Source organism: Leifsonia sp. NPDC077715 (assembly GCF_040686855.1).
Lineage (GTDB): Bacteria > Actinomycetota > Actinomycetes > Actinomycetales > Microbacteriaceae > Leifsonia.
In genome coordinates, this window is sequence record NZ_JBFBOG010000001.1 from 1,342,237 (window position 1) to 1,366,021 (window position 23,785).

Below are 23,785 nucleotides of genomic sequence, written 5' to 3' on the forward strand. Positions count from 1 at the left end.
CGCCCGTCACGACCGTGCCGGGACCACAGAACAAGAAGGAAGAAGGAATCGTGTTCAGACCCTCACGTCTGCGCCGCTCCCCCGTCGCCCTCGCCGGCGTCGCCCTCGCCGGCGCCGCCGCGCTCGCGGGCGCCGGAATCCTCGCGGGCGCCCCCGCTTCCGCCAATCCCGGCGGCCAGCACGGCGACCACTCCGATCAGACCCTCACGCCGATCAAGCACCTCGTCGTGATCTTCGACGAGAACATCTCGTTCGACCACTACTTCGGCACCTACCCGAACGCGGCGAACACCGACGGGACGCCGTTCACCGCGGCGAAGAACACCCCGAAGGCGAACACGCTCGTCAGCTCCGGGACCCTCACGAACAACCCGAACCTGTACCCGCCGAAGCGGCTGACCCCGGCGCAGGCCGTCACCTGCGACCAGAACCACAGCTACAAGGCCGAGCAGCAGGCGGTCGACGGCGGTGCGATGGACCAGTTCGTCCAGAAGACGTCCACCGACACGTGCACCGGCGCGTACGGCGCTCCGGGCCTGGTCATGGACTACTACGACGGCAACACCGTCACCGGCCTCTGGAACTACGCCCAGAACTACGCCATGAGCGACAACAGCTGGGACACCACGTTCGGCCCGTCCACACCCGGCGCGCTCAACCTCATCTCCGGCCAGACCCACGGCGGCACCGCGTACGACCCGAAGACGGGAGCGGTGCTCACGACCTCCACGGCCGTCCAGTCGCCGAACGCGCAGGGCGTCGGCACCGTGATCGGCGACCCCGACCCCGCCTACGACGACTGCTCCGACAACGACCACACCTCGACCTCCGCGGTCGTCGGGATGGCGGGCAAGAACGTCGGCGACCTGCTCAACCAGCGCGGAGTCAGCTGGGGCTGGTTCCAGGGCGGCTTCACGCCGACCACCGCCTGGAACGGTCAGGCCGGCTCCTACGCGAAGTGCGACGCCACGACCGCGAACATCGCGGGCGCGACGCCGAAGGACTACTCGCCGCACCACTCCCCGTTCCAGTACTACAAGTCCACCTCGAACCCGCACCACCTTCCGCCGACCTCGGTGAAGGCGATCGGGCACACGGACCAGGCCAACCACCAGTACGACCTGACCTCGTTCGACGCGGCGCTGAAGGGGAACAACCTTCCCGCCGTCTCGTTCCTGAAGGCCCCGGAGGCGCAGGACGGCCACGCCGCATACTCCGACCCGATCGACGAGCAGAAGTTCCTCGTCAACGAGATCAACGCCATCCAGAAGTCGGACAGCTGGTCGAGCACCGCGGTCGTCGTCGCCTACGACGACTCGGACGGCTGGTACGACCACGTCGCCCCGAAGGTGACCAACGGATCGAACGACGCGGCCGTCGACTCGACGGTGTGCACGAGCGTGAAGCACGTCGCCGGCGGCTATGCCGACCGCTGCGGCCCGAGCCAGCGCCTGCCGCTGCTTGTCGTCTCGCCATGGGCCGCGCAGAACCGCATCGACCACACGCAGACGAACCAGGCCAGCATCCTGCGCTTCATCGAGACGAACTGGCTGACCGGCCGGATCGGCGACGCGTCGTTCGACACGAGCGCCGGATCCCTGGGCGGACTGTTCGACTGGTTCCACCCGCAGCAGCGCGAGGTGCTGCTCGATCCGGCGACGGGCGCGGTGTCGTCCATCGTGCCGACGCGCCCGCACTGGCCGGCGCCTCCGCGCGGCGGCTGGACCACGCAGCCGTAACCGGCTGACCCGGGAGGCGGTCCGCGGTGCGCGGGCCGCCTCCTTCGTCGTCTGTCGTCGGCGTCAGGGCCGGGTGTCGCGCAGGAACTCGTCGAGCGAGAGCGGCCGCCGGCCGGTGACCCGCTCGACGTCGCCGGAGACGCCCGCGAGCTCGCCGTTGGCGATGGCCGTGTAGGTCGAAACCCAGGCGTCGACCTGCCAGTCCGGGGCGTTCCACTTGGCGCGGGACGCGTACGCCTCCGGCAGCGTCTCGTCGTGGAACGACACCGCCCGGCCGGTGTGCACCGACAGCTTCTCGGCGACCTCGGCGAGCGTCAGCTCCTCGGGACCGGTGAGGTCGTAGGTGACGTCGAGGTGGTCGGCGGGATGCTGCAGGGCTTCCGCGGCGACCCGCGCGACGTCCGCCCGGGCGACCATAGCGGCCCGCCCGTCGTCCGCCGGCCCCCGGATCACGCCGTCGTCGCCGACGAGGAACTGCGCGAAGTCGATGTAGAGGTTGTCGCGCAGGAAGGTGTGGCGCATCCGCGACTCCCGGATGCGCTGCTCGGTCGCGTAGTGGTCGCGGGCCAGGGTGAACGTCGCGTCGGGCGCCGCGCCGAAGAACGACGTGTAGACGACGTGCTGCACCCCCGCGTCCTCGGCCGCCTCGACGAAGGCCAGGTGCTCGCCCAGCCGCTCCTTGTTCTCGGCGGCGGACACCATGAACAGCATCTCGACGCCCTCGAGGGCGGCGAGCACCGCATCCCGGTCGCTGTAGGCCGCGCGGGCGACGGAACTGCCGGGGTAGCGCGGCGCCTTCTCCGGCGAGCGCGCGAGCATCCGGAAGGGCACTCCGGCGTCCGCCAGGATGTCCGCCGTCATCCTGCCGACGCCTCCGGTGACGCCGGTCACGGCCAGGGTGGGTACGGGATCGCTCATCTCAGCCCCAGCATAGGCAGAAGGGGTGCCCGGAGGGACCTGTGTATGACGTCAGCGGCCGAGGCGTTCGTCGAGCCAGTCGAACATCCGCTCCTCGGTGAGTGCGCGGGCGAGCGGCTGGACGTGGAAGTCGGCGCCCTCGGCCTCCGTGAAGCGCACCAGCGTCGAGACGGTCGGCGTGAGGGCGGCCAGGCGTTCCGACTGGCCGGGCCAGAACTGCTCGTGCTCGGGGTCCGTGATGAGCAGCGGGGTCGTGATCTGCGCGGCCACATCCTGGACGGTGTACTGCATCACGGTCCGCATCGTCTCGGCGTAGCCGGTCGTGCCGTACGGGCGGGCGCGGAAACGCCACGTGTAGGCGAGCTCGTGCGAGAACTTCGCGCCCATCTCCATGTCGCGGTCGAACTTCTCGTCCTCGCCGTCGGCGAGCAGCTTCTTCATGGTGCCGGGCAGGTGATCGGTCCAGGAGGTGGAGACGTCCACGACGCCCGGGTCGGCGATCGCGGCGGCGAAGCGGTGCTCGAAGGCGAGCGCGCGCGGCACCCAGTAGCCGGCCTGGCTGATGCCGTAGAGGGCGACACGGTCCGCGTCCACGCCGGGCTGCGCCCGCACGAAGTCGAGCACCGGCGTCAGCACGGCCTCCCAGTCGGGACGGAACGGCACACCGCGTTCGAAGAGCATCGACTGCTGGCCCGGGCCGTCGAAGACAAGGGCGTCGTATCCGCGACGGAGCGCTCCCGAGACGGCCGACGCCCACAGACTGGTGAGGGGGCCGTCGCTGCCGTTCGCGACCACGAGCAGCGGGTGAGGGGCGCCGGACGCGGCGGCGCGTGGCGCACGGAAGAGGTAACCGGGCAACGTGGTGTCCTGATACGGGATGGCGACGCGCTCGATCTCGAGGTCGACCGCATCCACCCAGGCGTCCCACGCGGCGCGGTGCTTGCGGAACGTCGGCAGCAGTTCATCCTCGGACGGGAGCGAGGCGACCGCGTTGACCGCGGTGCCGTAGTACGACGCCGCCCGCAGGTAGGCGCTCGCGGCGCTCACCGCGTGGCCCGCGGCCGCCGACGCCCCGGCCTGCGCGGCGATGCGGTCGGCAAGACCGAGCCATGCCCGGAACCAGCCCTCGTGATCCTTCTCGCCGACTCCGTGGACGGCGGCGATCACCTCCCCGATGTCGGCGGCGCCGCTGAACGCCTGGCCGATCGTGGTGCGGATCTCGAAGTCGAAGTCGGGGTTGCCGGAGAACGTGAACTCGTGCGTGCGCGCCATGCGCTCAGCCTGCCGGTCCCCGCTGGGCCGCCGCCAGCCCTCGTGCGGGGTGGATGCGTCCGAGGGTTCGTCAGTCGATCAGGCCCAGGTCCACGAGCCGGCGCAGCACCTCGGTGCCGGCGGGCGGACAGCGGTCCGCGTCAGCGCTGGTAGTCCAATGCACCGCGCCGACCTCGGCGGACGGCACCGGTTCGTCATCCGTCCAGCCGCGGAACACCCGCATGTGCACCATCCGGCCGTCGGGCTCGCCGTGCGCCTGGGTCCGCACCTCGAACAGCTCCTCGAGGTCGTCGGCGCGGAACGGGAGGGAGACCTCCTCGAACGCCTCCCGCGCGGCGGCCTCCGCCGCCGTCTCGCCGGGGTCCACCTTGCCGCCGGGCATGTAGTAGACGTCGCGCCCTCTGGCCGTGACCATCAGCACCCGGCGATCACGGACCACAGCGACGGCGGAGACGATGATCGGATCGGAGGTCACCTTCCCACGCTAGCGGCCTCCTCCGGTCACGGGGTCTCGGCGACCTGCTTGAGCTTGCGCAGCCCCTTCTCGAAGTCGCCGCCGATCAGCTTGTCCAGATTGACGAAGCGCGTGTAGAGCTTGCGGGGCGTCTCCATCCGCCAGATCACCCGGGTCGCGTCGCCCTCCGGCGTCAGCACGAACCGCAGTTCGTTCGACGAGCGGAACGGACGGGTGAACTCCAGGTGGATCCCGACGCCGTCCGGGTCCACCGCGGTGACCCGCATGGTCCCGGAGCCGGCCTTGCGGTTGCCGGACCAGGCATAGGTGGAGCCGACCGCGCCCGGCTCGCCGGTGTACTCGCGCTGCAGATCGGGGTCCAGGTCCTCCCACGGCGACCACTGCGTCCACTCGGGGAGGCGCGCGATGTGCGGCAGCAGCTGCTCGGGGCTGGCGCTGATGCGCTCGGTGCGTTCGACGACGACGGTTCCGGCCATGACGCGAACACTAGCGCCCGTGCGGTGTGCGCGGGGAGGTGTGCCGCACACCCGCCTCGCGTGGCAGGATCGACGCGTGACCGGCCGAACCATGCTGCTCGACAGCGCCTCCCTCTACTTCCGCGCGTTCTACGGCGTGCCCGATACGGTGAAGGCACCCGACGGCTCCCCGGTGAACGCGGTGCGCGGGTTCCTCGACATCATCGCCAAGCTGGTGACCGACTACCGCCCTGACTCCCTGGTCGCCTGCTGGGACGACGACTGGCGGCCGCGCTGGCGCGTCGACCTCATCCCGAGCTACAAGGCGCACCGCGTGGCGACGCTGGTGCCCGGTGGTGTGGATGTGGAGGAGGTGCCCGACGCGCTGGTCGCCCAGGTGCCGGTGATCCGCGAGGTGCTGGATGCGCTCGGTATCCCGATCGTCGGCGCGCCGCTCGCGGAGGCCGACGATGTGATCGGGACCCTGGCGACCCGCGCGGACGGACCCGTGGACGTGGTCACCGGAGACCGTGACCTCTTCCAGCTCGTCGACGACGATCGTGACGTCCGCATCGTGTATACCGCTCGCGGCATGAGCAACCTCGAAGTCGTGACGGACGCGGTCGTCCAGCAGAAGTACGGCGTGCGCGGCGACCAGTACGCCGACTTCGCGGCGATGCGCGGCGACAGCTCCGACGGCCTGCCCGGTGTCGCGGGGATCGGCGAGAAGACGGCTGCGGCACTGCTGGCCGAGTACGGCGACCTCGCCGGGATCGTTTCGGCGGCCGAGGATTCCGCGAGCGGCATGAAGCCGGCGGCCCGGGCGCGCTTCGCCGCCGCACGGGACTACCTCGCGGTCGCACCGAAGGTCGTCGAGGTCGTCCGCGACCTCCCCCTGCCCGAGGTGGATGCGCGGCTCACGCCACCGACCGACGAGCAGCGCGAGACGCTGAGCGCGCTGTCGGAGCGATACGGACTCGGCGGCTCCCTCGACCGCCTGCTGACCGCGGTGAACGGCTGAGGCCGCTCAGTCCTCCGGGGGCTCCCACCGCCACAGTTCACGCTGCGCGAGCAGGGCGAGTTCGCGCAGCACATCGAGGTCCGCCTCCCCCTCCGTCCGATCGCGCGGCGCGCGACCGAAGACGCAGAGAGCGCCGATCCGCGTCCCGTCCGGCGCCTCCACCGGGTACCCGGCGTAGTAATGCAGCCCGGCGGGGCCGGTGACGAGCGCGTTCGCGGCGAACCGGTCGTCCTCCTCCGCGTTCGGCACGACCATCCCGTCGTCGGTCTGGATGGTGTGGATGCACGCCGACTGCTCGATCGGGATGCTGTGCAGCACCGCACCCGTCGAGGAGAGCGGCCATTCGCTCCGGTCGTCCAGGACGGTGAACATCGCGATCTCCGTCCCGAGCGTGCGCTTCGCCGTGCTGACGATGCCGTCGAGTCGCGCGTCTCCGCCACGGCGGCTGAGCTTGAGGCGTTCGATCGCCTCGACGCGGTCGGCGCCGTCCGCCGCCCGGACGGCCCGCTGCGCGTCCCTCTCCTGCAGCGCGGGCGCGAGAGCGTCCACGATCTGCCGCGCCCAGAACAGGTAGTCCGCCGGCGTCCGCCGCCGTCGCGGCTCGGCATGATCCGGTGCCCGGAGGCCGACGTAGAGCGCGCCGGTCTCGTGGCAGACGTCACGCGCCACGGTGTTGAGCCGTCGGGCATGCTGGTCGCCGATCCGGCCGCCCGCGTTGTCGTAGGGCTGGATGGAGAGGATGGGCTGCGCGCCCAGCCACACCACCGTCCGGGGCCCGCACGAGCGGGCGTGCTCCAGGAGCTTCCGGAGTTCCACCGCCCATGCCGGCAACTCGGCCATCCGCAGGGCGTCCGCCACGGCACCGCTCAGCACCACGGCGTCGTAGCGCTCGAAGCCGGCCCGGTCGAGCAGCCGGCCCAGGCGCGCGACTCCCGCCGAGGGGTGGGGCACCACATCGACCACGGCGCCGCGACCGGTGGCGGCGGCGAGCGCCCGTGCCACCGCGCCGGGCAGGGCGAGGTCGTGGCTTCCGACGCCCCAGCCCATCACGGGACCCGAGCCGACGAGGAGAACGCGGATGGTCCTGCGTCCGGCGGCGTAGGCCTGCCGACCGTCCACCGGCCGCACCAGCCGCGAGCGCACGGCCGCCACGTGGGCGCGCCAGAGCCGCATCGCCACCCTGTGCGACAGCGGCACACGATCGTCGACCACCTACCGACCGTAACCGGTCGCGGCCCGGGCGGCTGACCGGGCGACGGCGTGGTGTTCGCTGAACCGACGCCCGGTCGGGGAGCGGTTACGGGAGGGTGTGCCCCGCGGCCGTGAAGAGGCGGTACCACTCGGGGCGGGTGAGCGGGATCTCCGACCCGGCCGCCGCGTCGCGCACGCGCTGCTCGTTGGTGGTGCCGAGGATCACCTGCATCCCGGCGGGGTGACGGGTGATCCAGGCCACGGCGATGGCAGTGGGCGTCACGTCGTACTTCTCGGCCAGCTCGTCGATCGCGTCGTTCAGCTCCGCGAAGTTCTCGCGGTCGCCGAGGAAGACGCCGTCGAAGAAGCCCTTCTGGAACGGCGACCAGGCCTGCAGCACGATGTCGTGCAGGCGGGCGTAGTCGAGGATGCCGTTGTCACGGTCGATCGACTGGTCGAGCGCGGCCATGTTGGCGGCGACTCCCTGGGCGATGATCGGCGCGTGCGTGATGCTCAGCTGCACCTGGTTCGCCACGAGCGGCTGCGAGAGCGAGCGCTGCAGCAGCTCGATCTGGCCCGGCGTCTGATTCGAGACGCCGAACGCGCGCACCTTCCCCGCGCTCTGAAGCTCATCGAAGGCGAGGGCGACCTCGTCCGGCTCGACCAGCGTGTCCGGACGGTGGAGCAGGAGGATGTCGAGGTAGTCGGTCTTCAGCGCCTCCAGCGACTCGTCCACCGAGCGCAGGATGTGCTCGCGCGAGAAGTCGAAGTACCCGTCGCGGATGCCGACCTTCGACTGGATGACGACCTGGTCGCGTTCCGAGGCGGGGATGGCGCCGGCGTCGCCGAAGCGGCGCTCGCAGCCGTGGCGCTCGCCTCCGTAGATGTCGGCGTGGTCGAACATCGTGATCCCGGAGTCGCGTGCGGTGCGGACCAGGGTGCGGATCTGCTCGTCGTCGAGCGACGAGATCCGCATGAGGCCGAGGACGATGTTCGAGGCCTCGATGTCGGTGCGGGGGAAGGTGAACGTTCTCATGCCTTCCATCTAACTCCCCGTCAACCCCCTGACGGCGCGGTTTTCCGCGCCTACATTGCGTGATGGCAGTAAAGGAGCCACCGATGACCATGACCCCCGAGTTCCACGTCGCTGTCGAAGACTTCGCGGAGGAGACGGGGCTCCGCCGCATCCCGCCGAAGACGTGCGGGTTCATCGTGAACGCTCTGGGCCGCGACTTCCGCGTGACCGACGAGATGGCGCGCATCTTCCTCAACCAGGTCGAGCGCGTGGCCGCGACGGACTCGTCCGCCCTCGTGGTGCTTCGCCACGACGCCGGCCTCGAACTGCTGCTGGTCACCGACGACAACTCCTTCTCCATCCGCACCCTCTCGTAGGCTCGTCCCGTGCAGGACGGGACGGACGAGGACGCGGATGCCATCGGGCGCATCCAGACGGCGATCCAGGACGCTGTGGCGGCGCTGTCAGCGGCAGGCGCCCGTCAGGAGGCGCTTGCGGAGTACGTCCCGACACGGCGCACCCTGGGCATCCGGCGCGAACCGGCACTGCGCCGGGTCGGAAGCGTGTGGCGGCTCGGCGTCTTCCTGCTCGACGACGCCGGAACGCTCTCCGCGACCGGCACGCTGGTGCGGGCCAACCCGCCCGGCCGCCCGCAATACCAGTCGCTGTCCGCGGAGCACCGGAGGGCCCTGCGCGCTGCCGCTGCGCGCGGGCACTTCCGCGACGGCGAGACCGTGAACTTCGACGCACGCCCGATCGCTCTCGACGCGGAGGCGCTGCGCACGTCCAGCGGCCCGCTGTTCCTCCGCGGCGGGCAGGCGCTGGTCCGTTGGAGCGCGGCGGCCGACGACGCGCACGCGCTCGCCTTCGACGGCTACCTCTCCGAGCGGGTGGACCTGCTGGCCCACCCGCCCGAGGGAGCGTAACGGGGACGGATCAGACGGCGGGCGAGGTGGACGCGCTGCCCTCGTCGCTGCTGCTGCCCTTGCCGGTGACCTGGTCGATCTTGGACGACGCCTTGTCGGCCACCTTGCTGACGGTCTCGCTGACCTTGCCCCCGACGTCCGATGCGGCGCGACCGGCGAAGTCCTTGACGTCACCCTTCACGCTCTGGATGGTGTCCGACTCCGTGAACCCGCGCCACTTGCTGCGCAGGTCCTCGTACGCACCCCGCCCGGCGCGCGACCCGATGATGAAGCCGACGGCGACTCCTGCGGCAAAAGTGATGATCTTCATGGCGTGCACCGTACGCGCGGAGGCCGGGGCGCGACAGTGCTCGGTGGGCGCGTGGAGCACAATGTCAGCGTGAGCGGGCGAGGAGAGCACGGCACCGCCATCCTGGTGGAGGGCGCGAGCGATCGTGCAGCGGTGCTGACGGCCGCCGTCCTCCTCGGGATCGACCTGGCCGCCTCGGACGTGGCGGTCGTGCCCATGGGCGGTGCCATGAGCATCCGCCGGTTCGTTGCCGAGCTGGGTCCTTCAGGCGACGGCCTGACCCTGCGCGGCCTGTGCGACGCGCGGGAGGCCGGGTACTACCAGCGGGCCGGCCTGCCGGACGCCGCCATCTTCGTCTGCCGGCCGGACCTCGAAGCGGAGCTGCTGCGCGCGCTGGGACCCGAGCGCACGTTCGTCGTGCTGGAGCGTGAGGGCGATCTGCGCCTGTTCCGGATGTTCACGCAGCAGCCCGCGCAGCGCCCCCGCACGCTCGACCAGCAGCTGCACCGCTTCCTCGGGACGACGTCCGGCCGCAAGGAGCACTACGGCGCGGTGCTCACGGCCGCCCTCGCCCCCGCCGAACTCCCCGCCCCGCTCCGCGGCATCCTGCACCCGCTCCCCTAGGGTGAGGGGATGCCCACGACCGACCCGGCGCTGCTCGCGCAGCTCGCCGACCTGTTCGCCGCCCGCGACCGCGCGAACATGCAGCCGACCATCGACGCCCTGCTCGAGGTGTTCGCCGAGCACCCCGACGACCCGAACGTGCTGTACGAGGTCGGCGGCGCGTACGACACGGCCGGCCAGGAGGAGACGGCGGCGGGCTACTACGAGCGCGCGCTGGAGGCGGGGCTGGACGGCGACACGCTCCGCCGCTGTCTCCTCCAATACGGCAGCACCCTCCGCAACCTCGACCGCTTCGACGACTCGCTCGCCGTGCTCGACCGCGCGCTGGCGCTGTTCCCGGAGTCGGAGTCGGTGCGCGTCTGGCACGCGCTGTCCCTGCACGCGGCCGGCCGCAGCGACGCGGCGGTCGCGGAGCTGATGGAGGTGGCGGCCGACGGCATCCGCACGCCCGACCTGCAGCGCTACGAGGCGGCCATCCGCGGGAATGCGGCGTACCTGCGCGAGGTGGATGCGGGGCGCTAGCGCCGCCGCGCCGGCCCCGGCCGCGCCACGCGCACCGCGAGCGCGATCAGCAGCAGCAGCGCCGCCGCCGCGAAGGCGGTGAGCGCGACCGGCGCCGACGGGAGCGCACCGGTCAGCCGGGAGACGCCGATCCACGCGAGGCCCCAGGCGGACGCGATGGCGGGCGCGAAGCGTCCGCGGTCCCAGATCGCCAGCGCGCCCCCGATGGCCGTGAAGACCGCGAGCAGGGCGATCGCCCACGCGTGCGGGCTCGCGCCGAAGCCGTCGAACGCGGTCTGCTGGAGCCACGAGGTGACGTTCGCGACCGTCGCGATCATCACCCAGCCGAGGTAGAGACCCATTACACCGTCGAGCAGGACCGCATCCGCCGTCGATCCGCCCGGGTGGCGGCGCAGGATGACGAACGTCACGATGAGGACGACCAGCAGAGCGACGATGGCGACGACCGAGAGGCCGAGTTGGCCGGCCTGGACGGACAGGATCCACGCCGCGTTCAGGAGCAGCGACGCGAGCACCCAGAAGCCGGCGCGGCGCTGGCGCTCCCGGGCTGCCTGCGACGGCATCGCCTGCCAGATGGCGTAGGCGACGAGGCCCGCGTAGATCACCGACCAGATCGCGAAGGCCGGACCGGCGGGGGCGAGGAGGGTCGCGTCCGCGCTCAGCGCTCCGCCCGCCACCTCGGGGATCGGCGTACCGCCGGCGGCGCCGGAGCCCACGACCGCCCCGATGATCGCCACGACGGTGCCGGCGATCACGAGGGACTGGCGGACGCGGTCGGCCGGCATGGGCCGCGCGGCGGCGAGCGTGCTCATGACGCGAACGGTAGTCCCGAAACCACCGGCGTTGAAGGGCGGCGCGTCAGCGCGCAGCGACGGCGACGACGATCGTCGAGCCGGTGTCGGCGTCCGCGTCGACCGTCGCGTCGAGGCCGGCCGCCGCGAACAACGCAGCGGAGGTCGAGGCCTGCGCGTCCCCGGCCTCGATGAGCAGCGTGCCGCCTGGGGCGAGCCAGTCGGCAGCCTCGGCAGCGATCCGGCGATGGAGGTCGAGGCCGTCGGGTCCCCCGTCGAGCGCGACGGGCGGCTCGTGGTCCCGGGCCTCCGGGGGCATGAGGGCGATCGCGTCGGTCGGTACATACGGCGCGTTCACGGCGAGCACGTCGACGCGGCCGCGCAGCGCGACCGGGAGGGCGGCGAACAGGTCGCCCTCGTAGACGAGGTCCGCCGGGAGGTTTCGCCGAGCGCACCGCACAGCGGCCGGGTCGATGTCCGCGGCGTGGACCTCGGCGGCGGGCGCCCCATCCCGGACCACCGCCCCGATCGCGCCGATCCCGCAGCAGAGGTCGACCACGACCGTGTCGCGGCCGGCGGCGATCCCGGCCGCGGTGAGCGCCGCCGCCCGTCGCGCCAGGCGGCTCGTCCGCTGCCGCGGGACGAAGACGCCCGGATCGACGTGCAGGCGCAGGCCGCAGAACTCCACCCAGCCGAGCAGCGGCTCCAGCGGCTCGCCGGCGACACGGCGGGCGACCAGGGCGTCCAGCTCCGCGGCGGAACTCGCGGCCTCGGTCAGCAGTGCGGCTTCGTCCTCGGCGAAGACGCACCCTGCGGCGCGCAGGCGCGCGACGATCGCGGGGTCGGGTGCGGGCACCCGGCCATGCTAGCCGGGCACCACCGGCGCCAGGGCTCGCTCAGGCCGCCCCGAACGGCTGCGAACGCAGCACCCGCGCGAGATGCGCCGCGTTGTGCGCGACCGTCGCGTTCTGGCTCGCCACCGCCTCCGGGGTCTCGTCGAGATCCTTGTAGTCCACGGTCTGCATCGCCTCGCCGTTCCAGTACGTCGACCCCTGCGACGGGATGCTGAAGCCCACGTCGTTGAGGCCCTGGAAGAGGTCCGCGATGATCCCGTGCGCGCCGTCCTCGTTGCCGACGACGCCGACGACCGCGACCTTGCCCTCCACGAGCGGACGCCCGTTGTCGTCGGTCTCCGAGAGCTCGGCATCCAGACGCTCCAGCGCACGCTGGGCGACGGACGAGAGGTGACCCATCCAGGTCGGGGTCACCACGACGAGGATGTCGGAGGCGAGGACCTGCTCCCGGATCTTCGGCCACTCGTCGCCGCTCCCCTCGTCCGCGGAGACGCCGGGCTTGATGTCGTAGTCGACCAGGCGGACGGCCGTCCCTGTCACGTCGTGGGTGGCCAGCTCGTCCAGCAGCTGCCGGGCCATGAGCTGGCTGCTCGACTCCCCGGGCGACGGCGTGAGCGTGCACACGAGGGCGAGGGCGGTCAACGGGCGGGTCTGATCGGTCATGCGGTGGAGTGAACGCGCGGGCCGCCAGGAGCGCAAGCGATTCGCAGCCAACCTTGACCTCCCGCACAAGGGATGTATTGATGGACTATGAAACGCATCCACTACGCGAGCGGGTCGCTGCTCACCGGCGACGACATCGCCGACGTCCTGGTGCGCTTCGGTGCGGCGCTGGCCCACCGCAACGACGCCGCCGAAGTTCACGCCCCGGCGGTCGTCGAGGGCGGAGACACGGGGGAGGTGCTCATCCTGCTCGGGCCGGCCAGCCAGATGCTGGCCGAACACGAGCCGTTCGACGGCGCCGAACTGCACGACGACGAGTTCGTGTCCCAGCTCGAGGGGAAGATCGCGGCCCTCGGGCCCACCCGCGCGACCTTCGTCGAACACGGGACGGACGACCTGCCCGATCTCGATTACGACCTGCTCTAAACTGCTCGATACACCGCTGCACTGGCGCTCTCGCGGGCACCGCGTACTATCGGGCGAGTAACAGACGACCGGGAGAGGTTAATGCAGGTGTTCCACGTCTACATCGACGACCTGAGGTTCACCTTCGTCGACCGCGCCCCGGTCGAGGAGCTGAAGAGCAGTGTCGTCGCGGCGAGCAGGAACGACGGCGACTTCGTCTCCATCACCCAGTCGAGCCGTCCGCCGAGCGAGATCTTCGTCACCAGCCAGACCAAGGTGCGAATCGAGACGGCGACCATCCCGCGCGATCCGGTCGCGACCGGTTCCGCCGCCGGAGAAGACGACGACGACGCCTTCTGGTTCGACTTCGACTCCCTCGCCTGACCGGCACGACCCGAAGACCGCGCGGAGTCAAGCACTACCGCCCGCACAGCGGGCAGGGGATGCTCGTGTCATGCCGACGACGTCCCTCTGGCTCCAGACCGCCCCGCCGATCGCAACCGACTCCTTCGAGTGGGATGGCCACTACGACACGATCGTGGTGGGCGCCGGCCTGACCGGTCTGGCGACAGCCCTCATGCTCGCCCGTTCCGGAATGCGCGTCTGCGTGCTCGAGGCGCGGACCGTCGGCGCGGTCACCACCGGCAACACGACCGGAAAGGTGAGCCTCCTGCAGGGGACGACGCTCTCGTCGATCCGCCGCCACTCCTCCGACGCGGTGCTGCGCGCCTACGTCGACGGGAACACGGCGGGCCAGGGATGGCTGCTCGACTTCTGCGAGGAGCAGCGGGTGCCGTACGAGGTCAGGGACGCCGTCACCTACGCGACGACGCTGGACGGCCTGGACAAGCTGGATGCGGAGCTCGCGGCCGCGCGCGGCGCCGGGCTCGATGCGGCGGAGGAGCGCACGACGGAGCTGCCGTTCCCTGTCGAGGGCGCGCTCACGCTCGGCGGTCAGGCGCAGGTGCACCCGCTCAGGGTGCTGGCCGCGCTCGCCGGCGAGCTGCGACGGCTCGGCGGACGGATCGTCGAGGGGGAGCGGGTGACCGACGTCTCGGCCGCGAAGCCCGCCGTCGTCACCAGCACCTCCGGCACCTCGCACGCGGACCAGGTGATCCTCGCGACCGGCACGCCCATCCTGGACCGCGGACTGTACTTCGCGAAGGTGGAGCCGACGCGGTCGTACGTCGCCGCGTTCCGGGTGCCCGGCAGCATCCCGCGCGGGATGCACCTCTCGGCCGACTCCCCTACGCGGTCGCTGCGCACGGCGTTCGCCGAGGACGGCAGCGAGCTGCTGCTGGTGGGCGGGAACGGGCACCCCGTCGGTCGTGCGGGCTCACCGGCCGAGAGGATCGCCGACCTCACCGCCTGGGCGGAGCGGATGTTCCCCGGCGCCGAACGCACGCACTGGTGGGCGGCGCAGGACTACCGTTCGGCGAACCGGGTGCCGTTCGTCGGCTGGCTGCCGCGCGGACGCGGCCGCGTCTACCTGGCGACGGGTTACGACAAGTGGGGGATGACGAACGCCATCGCCTCGGCGCTGAGCCTCACCGCGGACCTCACCGGCGAGACGATCGAGTGGGCGCGCGTGCTGCACCACCGCGTCACCCGCCCGGTCGACATCGCGTCCGGTGTCGCCATGAACGCGGGCGTGGGGAAGGCGGCGGTCACGGAGTGGGCCTCGGCGACGACCGGACCCGAGCTGCCGGATGCGCCCGTCGGCGAAGGCACCGGCACGGTGGGTCGCCGCGGCCGCACGCCTGTCGCCGTGTCGACGATCGACGGCGAGACCTGCGCGCTGTCGGCCGTGTGCACCCACCTCGGCGGGGTCGTGCGGTGGAACGACGCAGAGCTGTCGTGGGACTGCCCGCTGCACGGCTCGCGCTTCGCTCCCGACGGCTCGGTGCTGGAGGGCCCGGCGACCCAGCCGTTGGCTCCCGCGCCCGCCCCGCCGGAGCGCCCGTGAGGCGGCTCTAGTTCTGAGAGCACGCTGGGAGTAGGTTCATAACATGACGAATCCTGACGACGAGAGCACGCCGCGCCCCGCCGGACCCACCGGGGCAGGCGAGCCGACGACCCCGCCGCCCGCTTCCGACGTTCCGGCCTCGACCGGCGCACCGACCCCTCCCCCGGCCGCGCCCGAGCCGGGCTTCCCGGCCGCGCCGCTGGCCCCGCCCGCGTATCCCGCCGCCGCCGCAGGAGCGCCCTACGGCGCACCGGTGGCCGCGCCGACGGCACCGCCGCGCACCGTGAACATCGCGTTCTGGCTGTTCGTGGCCGGTGCGGTGCTCAGCGTGATCAGCGGGATCATCACCATCGCCACCATCGGGAACCAGCGCGCCGACTTCATCGACGCCATCCGGAACTCCAACAACTCCGGGTCGGCCAACCCCGAGAGCCTGGCGGACGCGGTCATCGCGGGCGCCACCGTCTGGGCTGTCGTGACCCTGATCTTCTGGGCCGTGGCGTTCATCCTGTTCGCGTTCTTCATGCGACGCGGCGCCAACTGGGCGCGCATCGTGCTCACGGTGCTCACCGTCCTGTCGCTGCTCAACATCATCAACGGCTTCGGCACCGGCGCACTGCAGGTCATCGCGACGATCGTCGGAACGATCCTCATCTGGCTGCGACCGTCCAGCGAGTACTTCGCGGCGGTCAAGGCCTCGAAGGCGCCGCGCGCCTGACGCCCGCCTCCCTGCGGCCCGTGGACCCCGGTCCACGGGCCGCAGTCGTCTCCGGCACGCGTACACTCGCGGCATGGACCTGCGGGATGTCGCCGGCGAGCTCTACGCCGCCGCGCCGGGCGACTTCATCGCGAAGCGGAACGCCGCCGCGGCGGGAGCCGACCGCCCCACCGCGAAGCAGATCAAGGCGCTGCGTAAGCCGTCGGCGTCCGCCGCCGCGATCAACACGCTCGTGCGCGACCAGCCCGACCTCGTCGGCGACGTGCTGGACATCGGGGCGCGGATGCGCGACGCCTTCGCGTCCCGCGACCGGGCCGAGATCCGGTCGCTGACCCAGGAGCGGCAGCGGCTGCTGCAGCGCGCGACGGACGGCCTCGACCTCAGCCCCGCCGTGCAGCGCGAGGTCGAGGAGACGCTGCAGGCCGCCGTGATCGACCCGGCCGCGGCGGCGGCGGTCCGCAGCGGGATGCTGGTGCGCGCGCTGGAGTCGACGGGGCTGGAGCAGGTGGATGTGTCGGACGCCGTCGCGCTGCCCGTCGAGATCGAGGACTTCCCCGCGCCGCGGCCGGGGCGGAGGAAGTCGGCGCCCGCTGCAGAGTCCGAGGAAGAGGACGACGACGGCGCGGCAGCGACGGAGCCGGCGGAGCCCGTCGAGTCTCCCAGCGAACGCCGGGAGCGGCAGCGCCGGATCCGGGCCGCCGAGAAGGCGGTCGAGCGGGCGCGGGCCGACGCCGACGCGGTCGACGACGAGCTCGACGAGACCGTCGACCGCCGCGGCGATCTGGAGGCGGAGCGCGACCGCCTGCAGCGGAAGCTCCAACGGCTGATGGACGACCTCACCGAGACGCGCGCCTCTGAGAAGGAGCTGCGCTCCCGGCTCTCCGACGCCCAGCGCGCCGTCCGCGAGGCCGAGCGCGAGCTGCGCGACGCCCGCGCCGACTGAGCCCTGCCATCCGCCATGCGGCGCGCATAACGGAGGAAATCGCACCCTCCCGCCGCCTCCACTCCTCCGTTCTGCGCATCCGACCGGCGTGGCGGGACGGATCTCCTCCCTTTCTGCGGCCACACCCACCGACGTTGACGACGACGATTCGTCACGTATCGCGCGGTTTCGTGACGAGTGGCGCGCATTCGTGACGAATCGGGCGGGGTGGGGCCGCTGCTCAGCCGACCCAGCGGGCCAGCAGGTCGTCCCAGTCGGACTGGAACCGAGTGAGACCGAACCGCTCCAGCGCCCACTCCCGGGCGCGCGAGCCCGCCTCCATCCCGCGACCGGGGTCGTCCACGAACGCCCGGACTGCGTCGTGCAGCTCGGTCACGTCTGTCGAGATCGCGCCGACGCCCGGCACCACCGCCCGGCGCGCGTCCGTCGTATCCAGCGCCACCACCGGCACGCCTGCGGTCATGGATTCGAGCAGCGAGAGGCCGAGCGAGGTCCACCGGTTCGGGTGCACGTAGACGCGGCGCCGGCCGATCTCCGCGAACAGCCGGGGCGCCTCGATGTCACCCGCCGCCACCACGCGGTCGGGGCCGACACCGAGCGCCTGTGCAAGGCCGTCGACCTGCATGCCGAACACGTCGACCGGCGCCACCGCGCTGAAGCCGCCCAGCAGGTCGGACCCGGTCACCCGCCACCGGCGCACCGGCTCGTTGATGACCGCTGCCGCCCGGGGCAGCTCACCGGTGAAGAAGTTGCCGTAGTCGACGACGCCGTGCTCGATGATCCGGGTGCGCGTCGATCCGGTGTCCCAGAACAGCGCGTTGAAGTGCGTGACGTGGGCGATGAGCAGATCGTCGCGGTCGGCGAGGGGATGCCGGGAACGCGGCACGTCCTCCTGCGGTGTGTTGTGCTCCACGAAGACCACCGGCACGTCCACGCCCGGTTTGCGCCCGGTCAGCCGCTCGACCAGGTCGAACTCCTCGAGCCGCTGCAGCACGACGGCGTCGAAGGGAGTCTCCGCGAGGTCGGCCTGCGGCACGTCCACGACGTTCTCCGGCCAATCACGGCCGCCGACGCCGCCCTCTCCGGCAGAATCCACCGGCAGGAGGTACGTGTGCCGCCCGCGGACGAACGCGTCCATCCAGCCGCCGTGGACCTGCCAGACGAGCAGCCGAAGCGCGCGGCTCACAGCTGCGTCCCGGAACCGGGGTGACCCAGTTCCAGCGGACCGGTGAGCGGAGCCGGCTCGCGCTCCTGACCGGCGGCCACGCCCGCGTGCGTGTGGCCGGCGACACCGTGGGCGGCCGTGTGCGGTTCCTTCTGCGGGCACAGCTTTCCGCAGTACGAGCAGATGTAGCCGTCGCCGATCCGCGCCTCGCCGTTCAGCCGGTACGCGAGCATGCCGCCGCCGGCCTCGAGCACGAACTCGACGAACGCCGGGCGCTCCAGCGAGGGGATGGGCACGCGCATCGCCGCGAACGGCTCGCCCTCGTCGTCGAGCGGCACCCACAGCTTCTCGGGGTTGGGGCCGAAGATCGAGCCCGCCTTGTCCACGCGCGCCGGGCGGTGGTCGTCGCGGACGTGAAGGATGTGGCCGGCGCGGATCATGTCCCGCGGCATCGCCTGGTACAGCTCCGGCACCCCGTAGGCGATCGTGCCTCGGCGCAGGCGCGAGAACCCCTCCTCGGAGTCGTCGCCCATCACCACGAACGGCGGCGCCTCCGCGGTGCGCAGCACGATCGCTGTGCCGCCCGACGGGCTGTCCGAGATGAGCTGGAGCACCGTCGTCGCCTCGACGAGCGAAGCCCCGTCGGTCAGGGAGGCGTCAGGCATGCGCCACCGACACCAGTTCCGTCTCGCGACGCCCGAGCTCGGCGTCGAAGCGGGCGCCCCAGACACGGTCCGCCTGGTCGATCAGGCACTCGGCCAGGCGGCCGACCACCTCCACGTCGGCGAGCAGCACCTCGCCATCGGGCGCGTGCCCGACCTCCCGGCCACGCAGCAGCCACGCGAACCGCTCAGGTCGGGAGCCATCCTGCGGGGCGTGCCGGGGGGCCGGGAGGCGACTAATCTGTCGCGCGATCCACTCGATCCGGGGCAGCGTCCACCACTCCTCCGCGTCGAGAGGATGCGCGGGCAGGCCAGGCATCGACAGGCCGCTCTCCGCATCCATCGATCCGGATTCGAGATCGGCGGCGTATCCGGCCGAGAAGCGCACGTGAAGACCGGGGCCGTCGTCGAGCAGGTGCTCGATTTCAGAGAGCTGATAGAGCACGGGATCCTCCGGTCGGGACGGGCTCGTCGCGATCGGCGACGCGGTAGCGGCACTCCATACGGGTGCGGGAGACGAGCTCGTAGTCGTGCCAGGACGGCCGGTCGAGCGAGGGGATGGGGATGCGCACGCGTGCGGGAGCCTCCGCCTCATCGTTCAGCGGGACGAACACGGTCACGTCCGACGCGCCGAAGACCGACGCCGAGCAGGCGAAACGGCCCTGGGCGTAGCCGTCCGAGGTGACGACGACGGCCGGCTCCGACTCCACCGGGAAGTCGTCGCGCGGCAGCTCGCGGTAGGGCTCGGCGAGCCCGTGGACGCCGGGTCCGCGGCGCATCCGCACGAACAGGTCGCGGCCACCGAACACATCCAGCCGCAGCGAGGAGGGGACCGGCCCGTCGACCAGCACTGCGACCGGCGTGCGGGCGCGACGCGGCAGCATCATCAGCACCGCCGTCGCCGTCATATCGCCCATACAAGTAAAGCTATGGCGCGGGTGACCCTGAAAGCAGGGGATTGACGATTGCGCGCGCAGGTGCGGGTTAGGGGATGTGGTGCCCGATCTCGTCTTCGGGCATGATCACCATGCCGCCGGTGCGCTGCGACGTGTGCATCAGCGCCTCCAGCCACTGCGGATTGATCGCCGGGGGACGGCTGCCGCTGAACTGGAAGGCGAGCGGGACCTCACGGCTGATCCAGAGCGAGACGCGCCCCGAACCCTGCTCGACCGGGACGTCCCAGTTCAGCAGGAAGCTCTCGTGACGGCGGAGCTTGGCGACGATCGCGAGCTTCACGTGGCTGAGCACGCGGTCGTCGAGATCGTATTCCTGGCCCGGGCCGTAGACGAGTTTTCCCATAACCGACATAGTGCCTTATCGCTGCACCGAAATCCTCTCGTGTCAGGGGGATTGACTCCGGTATCAGACCGTGGTTAAACCGATTCGGCGCGCAGCCCGGTGTCCCGCAGACATTCGCGGAGGACGTCGCGAGGCAGGTCGTGTGCGGCGACCCCGAGCGAGGCGGCGAGTGCGGCCGCCGCTCCCGCGGCCTGACCCAGCATCATGTACTGCGGCTCCATCCGCACCGACGCGAACGCCACCGCGGACGCCGAGAGGCAGACCGGTACCAGGAGATTGGCGGCGTCCTCGCGCCGTGGCAGCAGAGCACCGTACGGGATGCCGTAGATCGGCACCGGCACCGACAGGTACCCTTCGGTGAACACCGTGCCGATGGGGTCCGGGTGCTCGTACACCCAGCGCCAGACCCGCTGAACCTCGCGCACGTCGATGTGGTATGAACCGAGCGCCACCGTGTCGGGCGGGACGGCGCCTGCGAGGAGGTCGTGCTCGGTGAGCACCTGCGTCCCCACCATGCGCCGCGCCTCGCGTACGTACAGCTGGTGCGGGAGGTGGCCGGTGTCGGCGAATTCGGTGCGCGGCAGGCCCCAGCGCGACAGCTCGCGCCGGATCGGGATCGGCACCGCGGGGTCGTGCGACAGGAAGTAGAGGAAGCCGCGCGTGTGCGTGAGGTGGTGCTGCCGCAGCTCCTCACGGCGCTGCGGCGACGCGTCCGGGTACTCCCACGCCGAGCCGTCGAGCACGCTGAGCGAGATCGGGCCGAGCGAGTTGCCGTCTGCCATCCCCCCCGGGAGGTTCGGTTCGAGGCCGAGCATCCGTCCGGCTGTCCGCTCCACGCCCTCGCGGCGGTCGCGGGCGAACAGCCGGCGGCCGAGCTCCCAGTACTCCTCGTCGTAGTCCGCGGGCCGGTCGAACGGGATGCGGTCCGCGGCGGTGGTCAGGCACACCCGGTAGCCGTACGACATCACCCCGCCGTCGCCCTCGCCGAGTTGTGCGAGCGGCCGGTCGTGCAGCTGCGGCAGGATCCGGCCCTCGGCGCGCCCGGTCGGGTCGCCGGCGAAAGGGGAGATCCACGGCGGCATGGCGTGCATGCCGGGCACGAGCTCCTGACGCCCGGCGAAGCGCTCGCCGTGGAGGGAGCGGTCCTCGCGGCCGATCCGATAGGGCACGCCGGCGGCCGCCAGGAGGTCGCCCTCGTAGCTCGTGTCCACGAAGACGGCCGCCTCGAACCGGTCGCCCGCGGTCGTGGTCATCGCCCGCAGCTCGCGACCGTCGCGGCCCTCGGTCGTCTCGACCGCGTCCACGCTCGCGTCGAACTCGACCGCGACGCCCGCCTGCTCCAGCCAGCGCCGGAAGATCGCCTCGGCGACGTGCGGCTCGGGGCCGGCGTAGCGGCCCGGTGCGGTGCCGTAGTGGTCGGCGATGTCCGAGCGCAGCCGGGCCGCGGCGCCGCCGAGCGCGCGTACGTCGCCCACATCGGTGTAGCCGAGACCGCCGGACGTCATCCCGCCGAGGTGCCGCCCGGGTTCGACGAGGACCACGTGCGCACCGCCCTCGGCCGCGGCGACCGCGGCGGGCACACCGGCGGACGTGGCGCCGTAGACGACCACGTCGGCGGACCGGCTCATGCGCGCGCGAACTGAGGCAGCAGCTCGCCGCCGGTCTCGAAGAGGCCGCGTTCGAGAGCGGTCACGAGATCCCATTGCTGCACCAGCGGATGCGCCAGCAGGGCCTTCCGGACCAGCCGGCGGTCGCCGGTCATGGCGGCGCGCGCGGCGATCCGCTCGTACGCGCTGACGTGCTGGATGAGACCGAGCAGTTCTGGTGCCACCGGTTCCTGAGGCAGCGGAGTCGCACCGGACGCATCCACCCGGCACAGCGTCTCGATCACGTCGTCGTCGGCCAGGCCCGCGATCAAGCCGTTGTTGCGCACGTTCACGACGTGGTTGTCGCCGGTGCCCGCGACGAGCGACGCGAGCAGCGCCGTCGCCGCCTCGCTGTAGAAGGCGCCGCCCCGCGCCTCCAGCTGCGGCGGCTTGGTGTCGACCCGCGGATCCGCGTACAGCTGCAGGAGCTCTCGCTCCACGTCGGCGACGACGGTCGCGCGCGGCGTGCCCGCGTTCATCTCGGCGACCGTGGCGTCGTGCGCGTAGTAGTACTTCAGGTAGTACGACGGCAGCACACCCAGGTCGCGGATCAGCTCGCCGGGCACGCCCCCGCGCCGGCCGAGCTCGTCGGAGCGCTCCGCGATCATGCCGGGCAGCACATCCACGCCGTCCACCCGGATGTGGCGCACCCACGACAGGTGGTTCAGGCCGACCGGGTCGACCTCGACACGGTGCGGCTCGACGCCGTGCTCGCGCGCGATCCAACGCTGCACGCCGATCGCGAAGTTGCACAGACCGATGGCGTTGTGGCCGTCGTCGAGCAGCGCGCGGGTGTTGATGCCGACCGGGTTGGTGAAGTCGACGACCCACGCGCCGGGGTTGGCGCGCTCCCGTGCCTCGCGCGCGATGTCGAGCACGATCGGGACCGTGCGGAGCGCCTTGGCGAGGCCTCCCGCGCCCGTGGTCTCCTGACCGACGCAGCCGCAGGCGAGCGGGAACAGCTCATCCTGCAGCCGCGCCCGCTGGCCGCCGACGCGGAGCTGGATGAGGACCGCGTCCGCGCCTGCGATGGCCGCCGTGCGGTCGGTGGTCAGGGTCACCGGGACGTCCGCGCCCTGGCGGGCGAGCATCCGGCGCACCATGCCGCCGACGATCTCGAGGCGCGGGCCGTCGATGTCCATGAGCCACAGCTCGTCGACCGTGAGGCGTTCGCGCTCGTTCCACAGGCCCGAGACGAGCTCGGGCGTGTAGGTGGAGCCGGCGCCGATGACCGTGATCTTCATCGCGGGTCCTTTCTGCGGGGGATGGGAGGTCAGCGGGATGCGGTGCGCGCGCGGAGCGCCCGCACGAGGCCGTCGACCGGGCGGAAGGCGAGCGGCGACGGGTCGAAGCCGCGTTCGCGCAGACCGTCGGAGACGGCGGCGAGGAAACCGGGGTCGGAGAACAGGCCGCCGGCGAGGACGGCCGGGGTCCCGGGCGGGACGGGCGCCTCCGGTCCGAAGGCGCCGCGCGTCACCACGCCGGCGAGCAGCAGCGCCTCACCGGCCGCGCGCGCCATGAGCTCGCCGGCGACGACGTCCCCGTCGGCGGCCGCCTGCGCGACCGTCCGCGCAAGCGCACCGACCGCGTCCATCGTCACGAGGCCGTCGCGGATGCCGCGTGCGAGCGCCACCGCATCCGACGCACCGGTCGCCGCGAGCAGCAGGGGCAGCAACTCCGTCGCCGGACCGCGCCCGTCCTCGGCGCGTGCGGCGGCGCGCACCGCCTCGCGGCCGAGAGCGTGCCCGCCGCCCCAGTCGCCACTCACCCAGCCCAGCGCGGGAACCGTCGCAAGCCCGCGCGGCCCGCGGGCGACGGCGTTGAGTCCCGCTCCGCAGACGATCGCGAGCGCGTCGCCCAAGCCGCCGCCCGCGTCCAGCACGGCGACGACGTCGCCCACCGCCTCGACCGCGGCGTTCGGGAAGGCCGCCGACAGCGCCTCGGCGTACACGACTTCGTCACCCGGGAAGTCGAGACCCGCCACGGCCGCCGTCACCTCGCCGACGAGCAGGCGGTCGACTCCGGCCTCGGCCAGCACCGTGGTGACGACGCTCGCAACCGCTTCGGGGCCGCCGCCGCTGCCGGGGCCGATCGCCCGCGTCCGCTCGGCGAAGCCGCCCGCGGCGCGGTCGAGCACCACGACTTCCGTCTTGGAGTTGCCGCCGTCGATCGCGACGGCGAACGGCGGTTCGGCTCGGTCTGGCATGGTGACATCCTGCCGCAGAT

Annotated in this window: 29 protein-coding genes; 11 read left to right on the top strand and 18 right to left on the bottom strand. The window is 72.1% G+C overall.

What is annotated here, in order from left to right:
* Nucleotides 1-50 precede the first annotated feature (50 nt).
* Nucleotides 51-1,739 (top strand): alkaline phosphatase family protein, encoded by a 1,689-nt coding sequence (locus AB0P25_RS06665; RefSeq protein WP_363806160.1) that lies wholly within the window; start codon nt 51-53, stop codon nt 1,737-1,739.
* A 63-nt stretch (nt 1,740-1,802) separates the two neighbouring features.
* On the opposite strand, the gene AB0P25_RS06670 is transcribed toward AB0P25_RS06665, so the two are convergent.
* The 4 genes from AB0P25_RS06670 to AB0P25_RS06685 all read right to left on the bottom strand — a co-directional run bounded on the left by AB0P25_RS06670 (nt 1,803) and on the right by AB0P25_RS06685 (nt 4,880).
* Nucleotides 1,803-2,657: an NAD(P)H-binding protein gene (locus AB0P25_RS06670; protein ID WP_363806161.1), complete on the bottom strand. Its 855-nt coding sequence runs from the start codon at nt 2,655-2,657 to the stop codon at nt 1,803-1,805.
* A 51-nt stretch (nt 2,658-2,708) separates the two neighbouring features.
* On the bottom strand, nt 2,709-3,929 hold the full coding sequence (locus tag AB0P25_RS06675) for a prolyl oligopeptidase family serine peptidase (protein WP_363806162.1): 1,221 nt from the start codon (nt 3,927-3,929) through the stop codon (nt 2,709-2,711).
* A 70-nt stretch (nt 3,930-3,999) separates the two neighbouring features.
* Nucleotides 4,000-4,404, bottom strand: a complete 405-nt coding sequence (locus tag AB0P25_RS06680; protein ID WP_363806163.1) for an NUDIX domain-containing protein — start codon at nt 4,402-4,404, stop codon at nt 4,000-4,002.
* 26 nt (nt 4,405-4,430) lie between these two features.
* The gene (locus AB0P25_RS06685) at nt 4,431-4,880 is read right to left on the bottom strand and encodes an SRPBCC family protein (RefSeq protein ID WP_363806165.1); all 450 of its coding nucleotides are present in this window, start codon (nt 4,878-4,880) and stop codon (nt 4,431-4,433) included.
* 76 nt (nt 4,881-4,956) lie between these two features.
* Between AB0P25_RS06685 and AB0P25_RS06690 the strand changes: the two genes are divergently transcribed.
* The gene (locus AB0P25_RS06690; RefSeq protein WP_363806166.1) at nt 4,957-5,880 is read left to right on the top strand and encodes a 5'-3' exonuclease; all 924 of its coding nucleotides are present in this window, start codon (nt 4,957-4,959) and stop codon (nt 5,878-5,880) included.
* 6 nt (nt 5,881-5,886) lie between these two features.
* On the opposite strand, the gene AB0P25_RS06695 is transcribed toward AB0P25_RS06690, so the two are convergent.
* Together AB0P25_RS06695 and AB0P25_RS06700 are read right to left on the bottom strand one after the other, a co-directional pair.
* Nucleotides 5,887-7,092, bottom strand: a complete 1,206-nt coding sequence (locus AB0P25_RS06695) for a GDSL-type esterase/lipase family protein (protein ID WP_363806167.1) — start codon at nt 7,090-7,092, stop codon at nt 5,887-5,889.
* 85 nt (nt 7,093-7,177) lie between these two features.
* Nucleotides 7,178-8,107: an aldo/keto reductase gene (locus AB0P25_RS06700; protein WP_363806168.1), complete on the bottom strand. Its 930-nt coding sequence runs from the start codon at nt 8,105-8,107 to the stop codon at nt 7,178-7,180.
* Nucleotides 8,108-8,190: 83 nt separating this feature from the next.
* Between AB0P25_RS06700 and AB0P25_RS06705 the strand changes: the two genes are divergently transcribed.
* Nucleotides 8,191-8,463: a TetR family transcriptional regulator gene (locus AB0P25_RS06705; RefSeq protein ID WP_363806169.1), complete on the top strand. Its 273-nt coding sequence runs from the start codon at nt 8,191-8,193 to the stop codon at nt 8,461-8,463.
* A 9-nt stretch (nt 8,464-8,472) separates the two neighbouring features.
* Nucleotides 8,473-9,012 carry a hypothetical protein gene (locus AB0P25_RS06710; protein ID WP_363806170.1) on the top strand — a complete coding sequence of 180 codons (540 nt, stop codon included), beginning with the start codon at nt 8,473-8,475 and terminating at the stop codon, nt 9,010-9,012.
* A 10-nt stretch (nt 9,013-9,022) separates the two neighbouring features.
* Here AB0P25_RS06710 and AB0P25_RS06715 read toward each other — a convergent pair whose 3' ends face one another.
* Complete coding sequence (locus AB0P25_RS06715; RefSeq protein WP_363806171.1) at nt 9,023-9,322, bottom strand: hypothetical protein; 300 nt, start codon at nt 9,320-9,322, stop codon at nt 9,023-9,025.
* Between the two features lie 69 nt (nt 9,323-9,391).
* Here AB0P25_RS06715 and AB0P25_RS06720 point away from each other — a divergent pair, with 69 nt between their 5' ends.
* Nucleotides 9,392-9,925, top strand: a complete 534-nt coding sequence (locus AB0P25_RS06720) for a TOPRIM nucleotidyl transferase/hydrolase domain-containing protein (RefSeq protein WP_363806172.1) — start codon at nt 9,392-9,394, stop codon at nt 9,923-9,925.
* A 9-nt stretch (nt 9,926-9,934) separates the two neighbouring features.
* Nucleotides 9,935-10,447 carry a tetratricopeptide repeat protein gene (locus AB0P25_RS06725; RefSeq protein WP_363806173.1) on the top strand — a complete coding sequence of 171 codons (513 nt, stop codon included), beginning with the start codon at nt 9,935-9,937 and terminating at the stop codon, nt 10,445-10,447.
* On the opposite strand, the gene AB0P25_RS06730 is transcribed toward AB0P25_RS06725, so the two are convergent.
* The 3 genes from AB0P25_RS06730 to AB0P25_RS06740 are packed head-to-tail and all read right to left on the bottom strand — an operon-like array spanning nt 10,444 to nt 12,755.
* Nucleotides 10,444-11,259: a TspO/MBR family protein gene (locus AB0P25_RS06730; protein WP_363806174.1), complete on the bottom strand. Its 816-nt coding sequence runs from the start codon at nt 11,257-11,259 to the stop codon at nt 10,444-10,446. The two genes, AB0P25_RS06725 and AB0P25_RS06730, sit on opposite strands and share 4 nt — an antisense overlap.
* A gap of 46 nt (nt 11,260-11,305) precedes the next feature.
* Nucleotides 11,306-12,094 carry a putative protein N(5)-glutamine methyltransferase gene (locus tag AB0P25_RS06735; protein ID WP_363806175.1) on the bottom strand — a complete coding sequence of 263 codons (789 nt, stop codon included), beginning with the start codon at nt 12,092-12,094 and terminating at the stop codon, nt 11,306-11,308.
* Between the two features lie 40 nt (nt 12,095-12,134).
* Nucleotides 12,135-12,755, bottom strand: a complete 621-nt coding sequence (locus tag AB0P25_RS06740; RefSeq protein WP_363806176.1) for an NAD(P)H-dependent oxidoreductase — start codon at nt 12,753-12,755, stop codon at nt 12,135-12,137.
* An 87-nt stretch (nt 12,756-12,842) separates the two neighbouring features.
* Between AB0P25_RS06740 and AB0P25_RS06745 the strand changes: the two genes are divergently transcribed.
* From AB0P25_RS06745 to AB0P25_RS06765, 5 genes are all read left to right on the top strand, one after another.
* Nucleotides 12,843-13,181, top strand: a complete 339-nt coding sequence (locus tag AB0P25_RS06745) for a hypothetical protein (protein ID WP_363806177.1) — start codon at nt 12,843-12,845, stop codon at nt 13,179-13,181.
* A gap of 81 nt (nt 13,182-13,262) precedes the next feature.
* Entirely contained in the window at nt 13,263-13,544 is a 282-nt protein-coding gene (locus tag AB0P25_RS06750; protein ID WP_363806178.1) for a hypothetical protein, read from the top strand.
* A 70-nt stretch (nt 13,545-13,614) separates the two neighbouring features.
* Nucleotides 13,615-15,126 (top strand): FAD-dependent oxidoreductase, encoded by a 1,512-nt coding sequence (locus tag AB0P25_RS06755; protein WP_363806179.1) that lies wholly within the window; start codon nt 13,615-13,617, stop codon nt 15,124-15,126.
* A gap of 43 nt (nt 15,127-15,169) precedes the next feature.
* Nucleotides 15,170-15,844, top strand: coding sequence for a hypothetical protein (locus tag AB0P25_RS06760; protein WP_363806180.1), 675 nt, complete (start codon nt 15,170-15,172; stop codon nt 15,842-15,844).
* A gap of 73 nt (nt 15,845-15,917) precedes the next feature.
* Entirely contained in the window at nt 15,918-16,787 is an 870-nt protein-coding gene (locus AB0P25_RS06765; RefSeq protein WP_363806181.1) for a hypothetical protein, read from the top strand.
* Nucleotides 16,788-17,007: 220 nt separating this feature from the next.
* On the opposite strand, the gene AB0P25_RS06770 is transcribed toward AB0P25_RS06765, so the two are convergent.
* The 8 genes from AB0P25_RS06770 to AB0P25_RS06805 form a co-directional block, all read right to left on the bottom strand.
* Entirely contained in the window at nt 17,008-17,973 is a 966-nt protein-coding gene (locus tag AB0P25_RS06770; protein WP_363806182.1) for a glycosyltransferase, read from the bottom strand.
* Complete coding sequence (locus tag AB0P25_RS06775) at nt 17,970-18,617, bottom strand: hypothetical protein (RefSeq protein ID WP_363806183.1); 648 nt, start codon at nt 18,615-18,617, stop codon at nt 17,970-17,972. Before AB0P25_RS06775 ends, AB0P25_RS06770 begins: the two co-directional genes overlap by 4 nt.
* Nucleotides 18,610-19,059: a DUF6098 family protein gene (locus AB0P25_RS06780; protein WP_363806184.1), complete on the bottom strand. Its 450-nt coding sequence runs from the start codon at nt 19,057-19,059 to the stop codon at nt 18,610-18,612. Before AB0P25_RS06780 ends, AB0P25_RS06775 begins: the two co-directional genes overlap by 8 nt.
* Nucleotides 19,040-19,531 (bottom strand): hypothetical protein, encoded by a 492-nt coding sequence (locus AB0P25_RS06785; protein ID WP_363806185.1) that lies wholly within the window; start codon nt 19,529-19,531, stop codon nt 19,040-19,042. Before AB0P25_RS06785 ends, AB0P25_RS06780 begins: the two co-directional genes overlap by 20 nt.
* Before the next feature lie 67 nt (nt 19,532-19,598).
* Nucleotides 19,599-19,913, bottom strand: a complete 315-nt coding sequence (locus tag AB0P25_RS06790; RefSeq protein ID WP_363806186.1) for a hypothetical protein — start codon at nt 19,911-19,913, stop codon at nt 19,599-19,601.
* Nucleotides 19,914-19,987: 74 nt separating this feature from the next.
* A complete protein-coding gene (locus tag AB0P25_RS06795) occupies nt 19,988-21,541 on the bottom strand; it encodes an FAD-dependent oxidoreductase (RefSeq protein ID WP_363806187.1) in 1,554 nt (517 codons plus the stop codon).
* The gene (locus AB0P25_RS06800; protein WP_363806188.1) at nt 21,538-22,803 is read right to left on the bottom strand and encodes a 6-phospho-beta-glucosidase; all 1,266 of its coding nucleotides are present in this window, start codon (nt 22,801-22,803) and stop codon (nt 21,538-21,540) included. Before AB0P25_RS06800 ends, AB0P25_RS06795 begins: the two co-directional genes overlap by 4 nt.
* A gap of 29 nt (nt 22,804-22,832) precedes the next feature.
* A complete protein-coding gene (locus tag AB0P25_RS06805) occupies nt 22,833-23,765 on the bottom strand; it encodes a BadF/BadG/BcrA/BcrD ATPase family protein (RefSeq protein ID WP_363806190.1) in 933 nt (310 codons plus the stop codon).
* Nucleotides 23,766-23,785 lie beyond the last annotated feature (20 nt).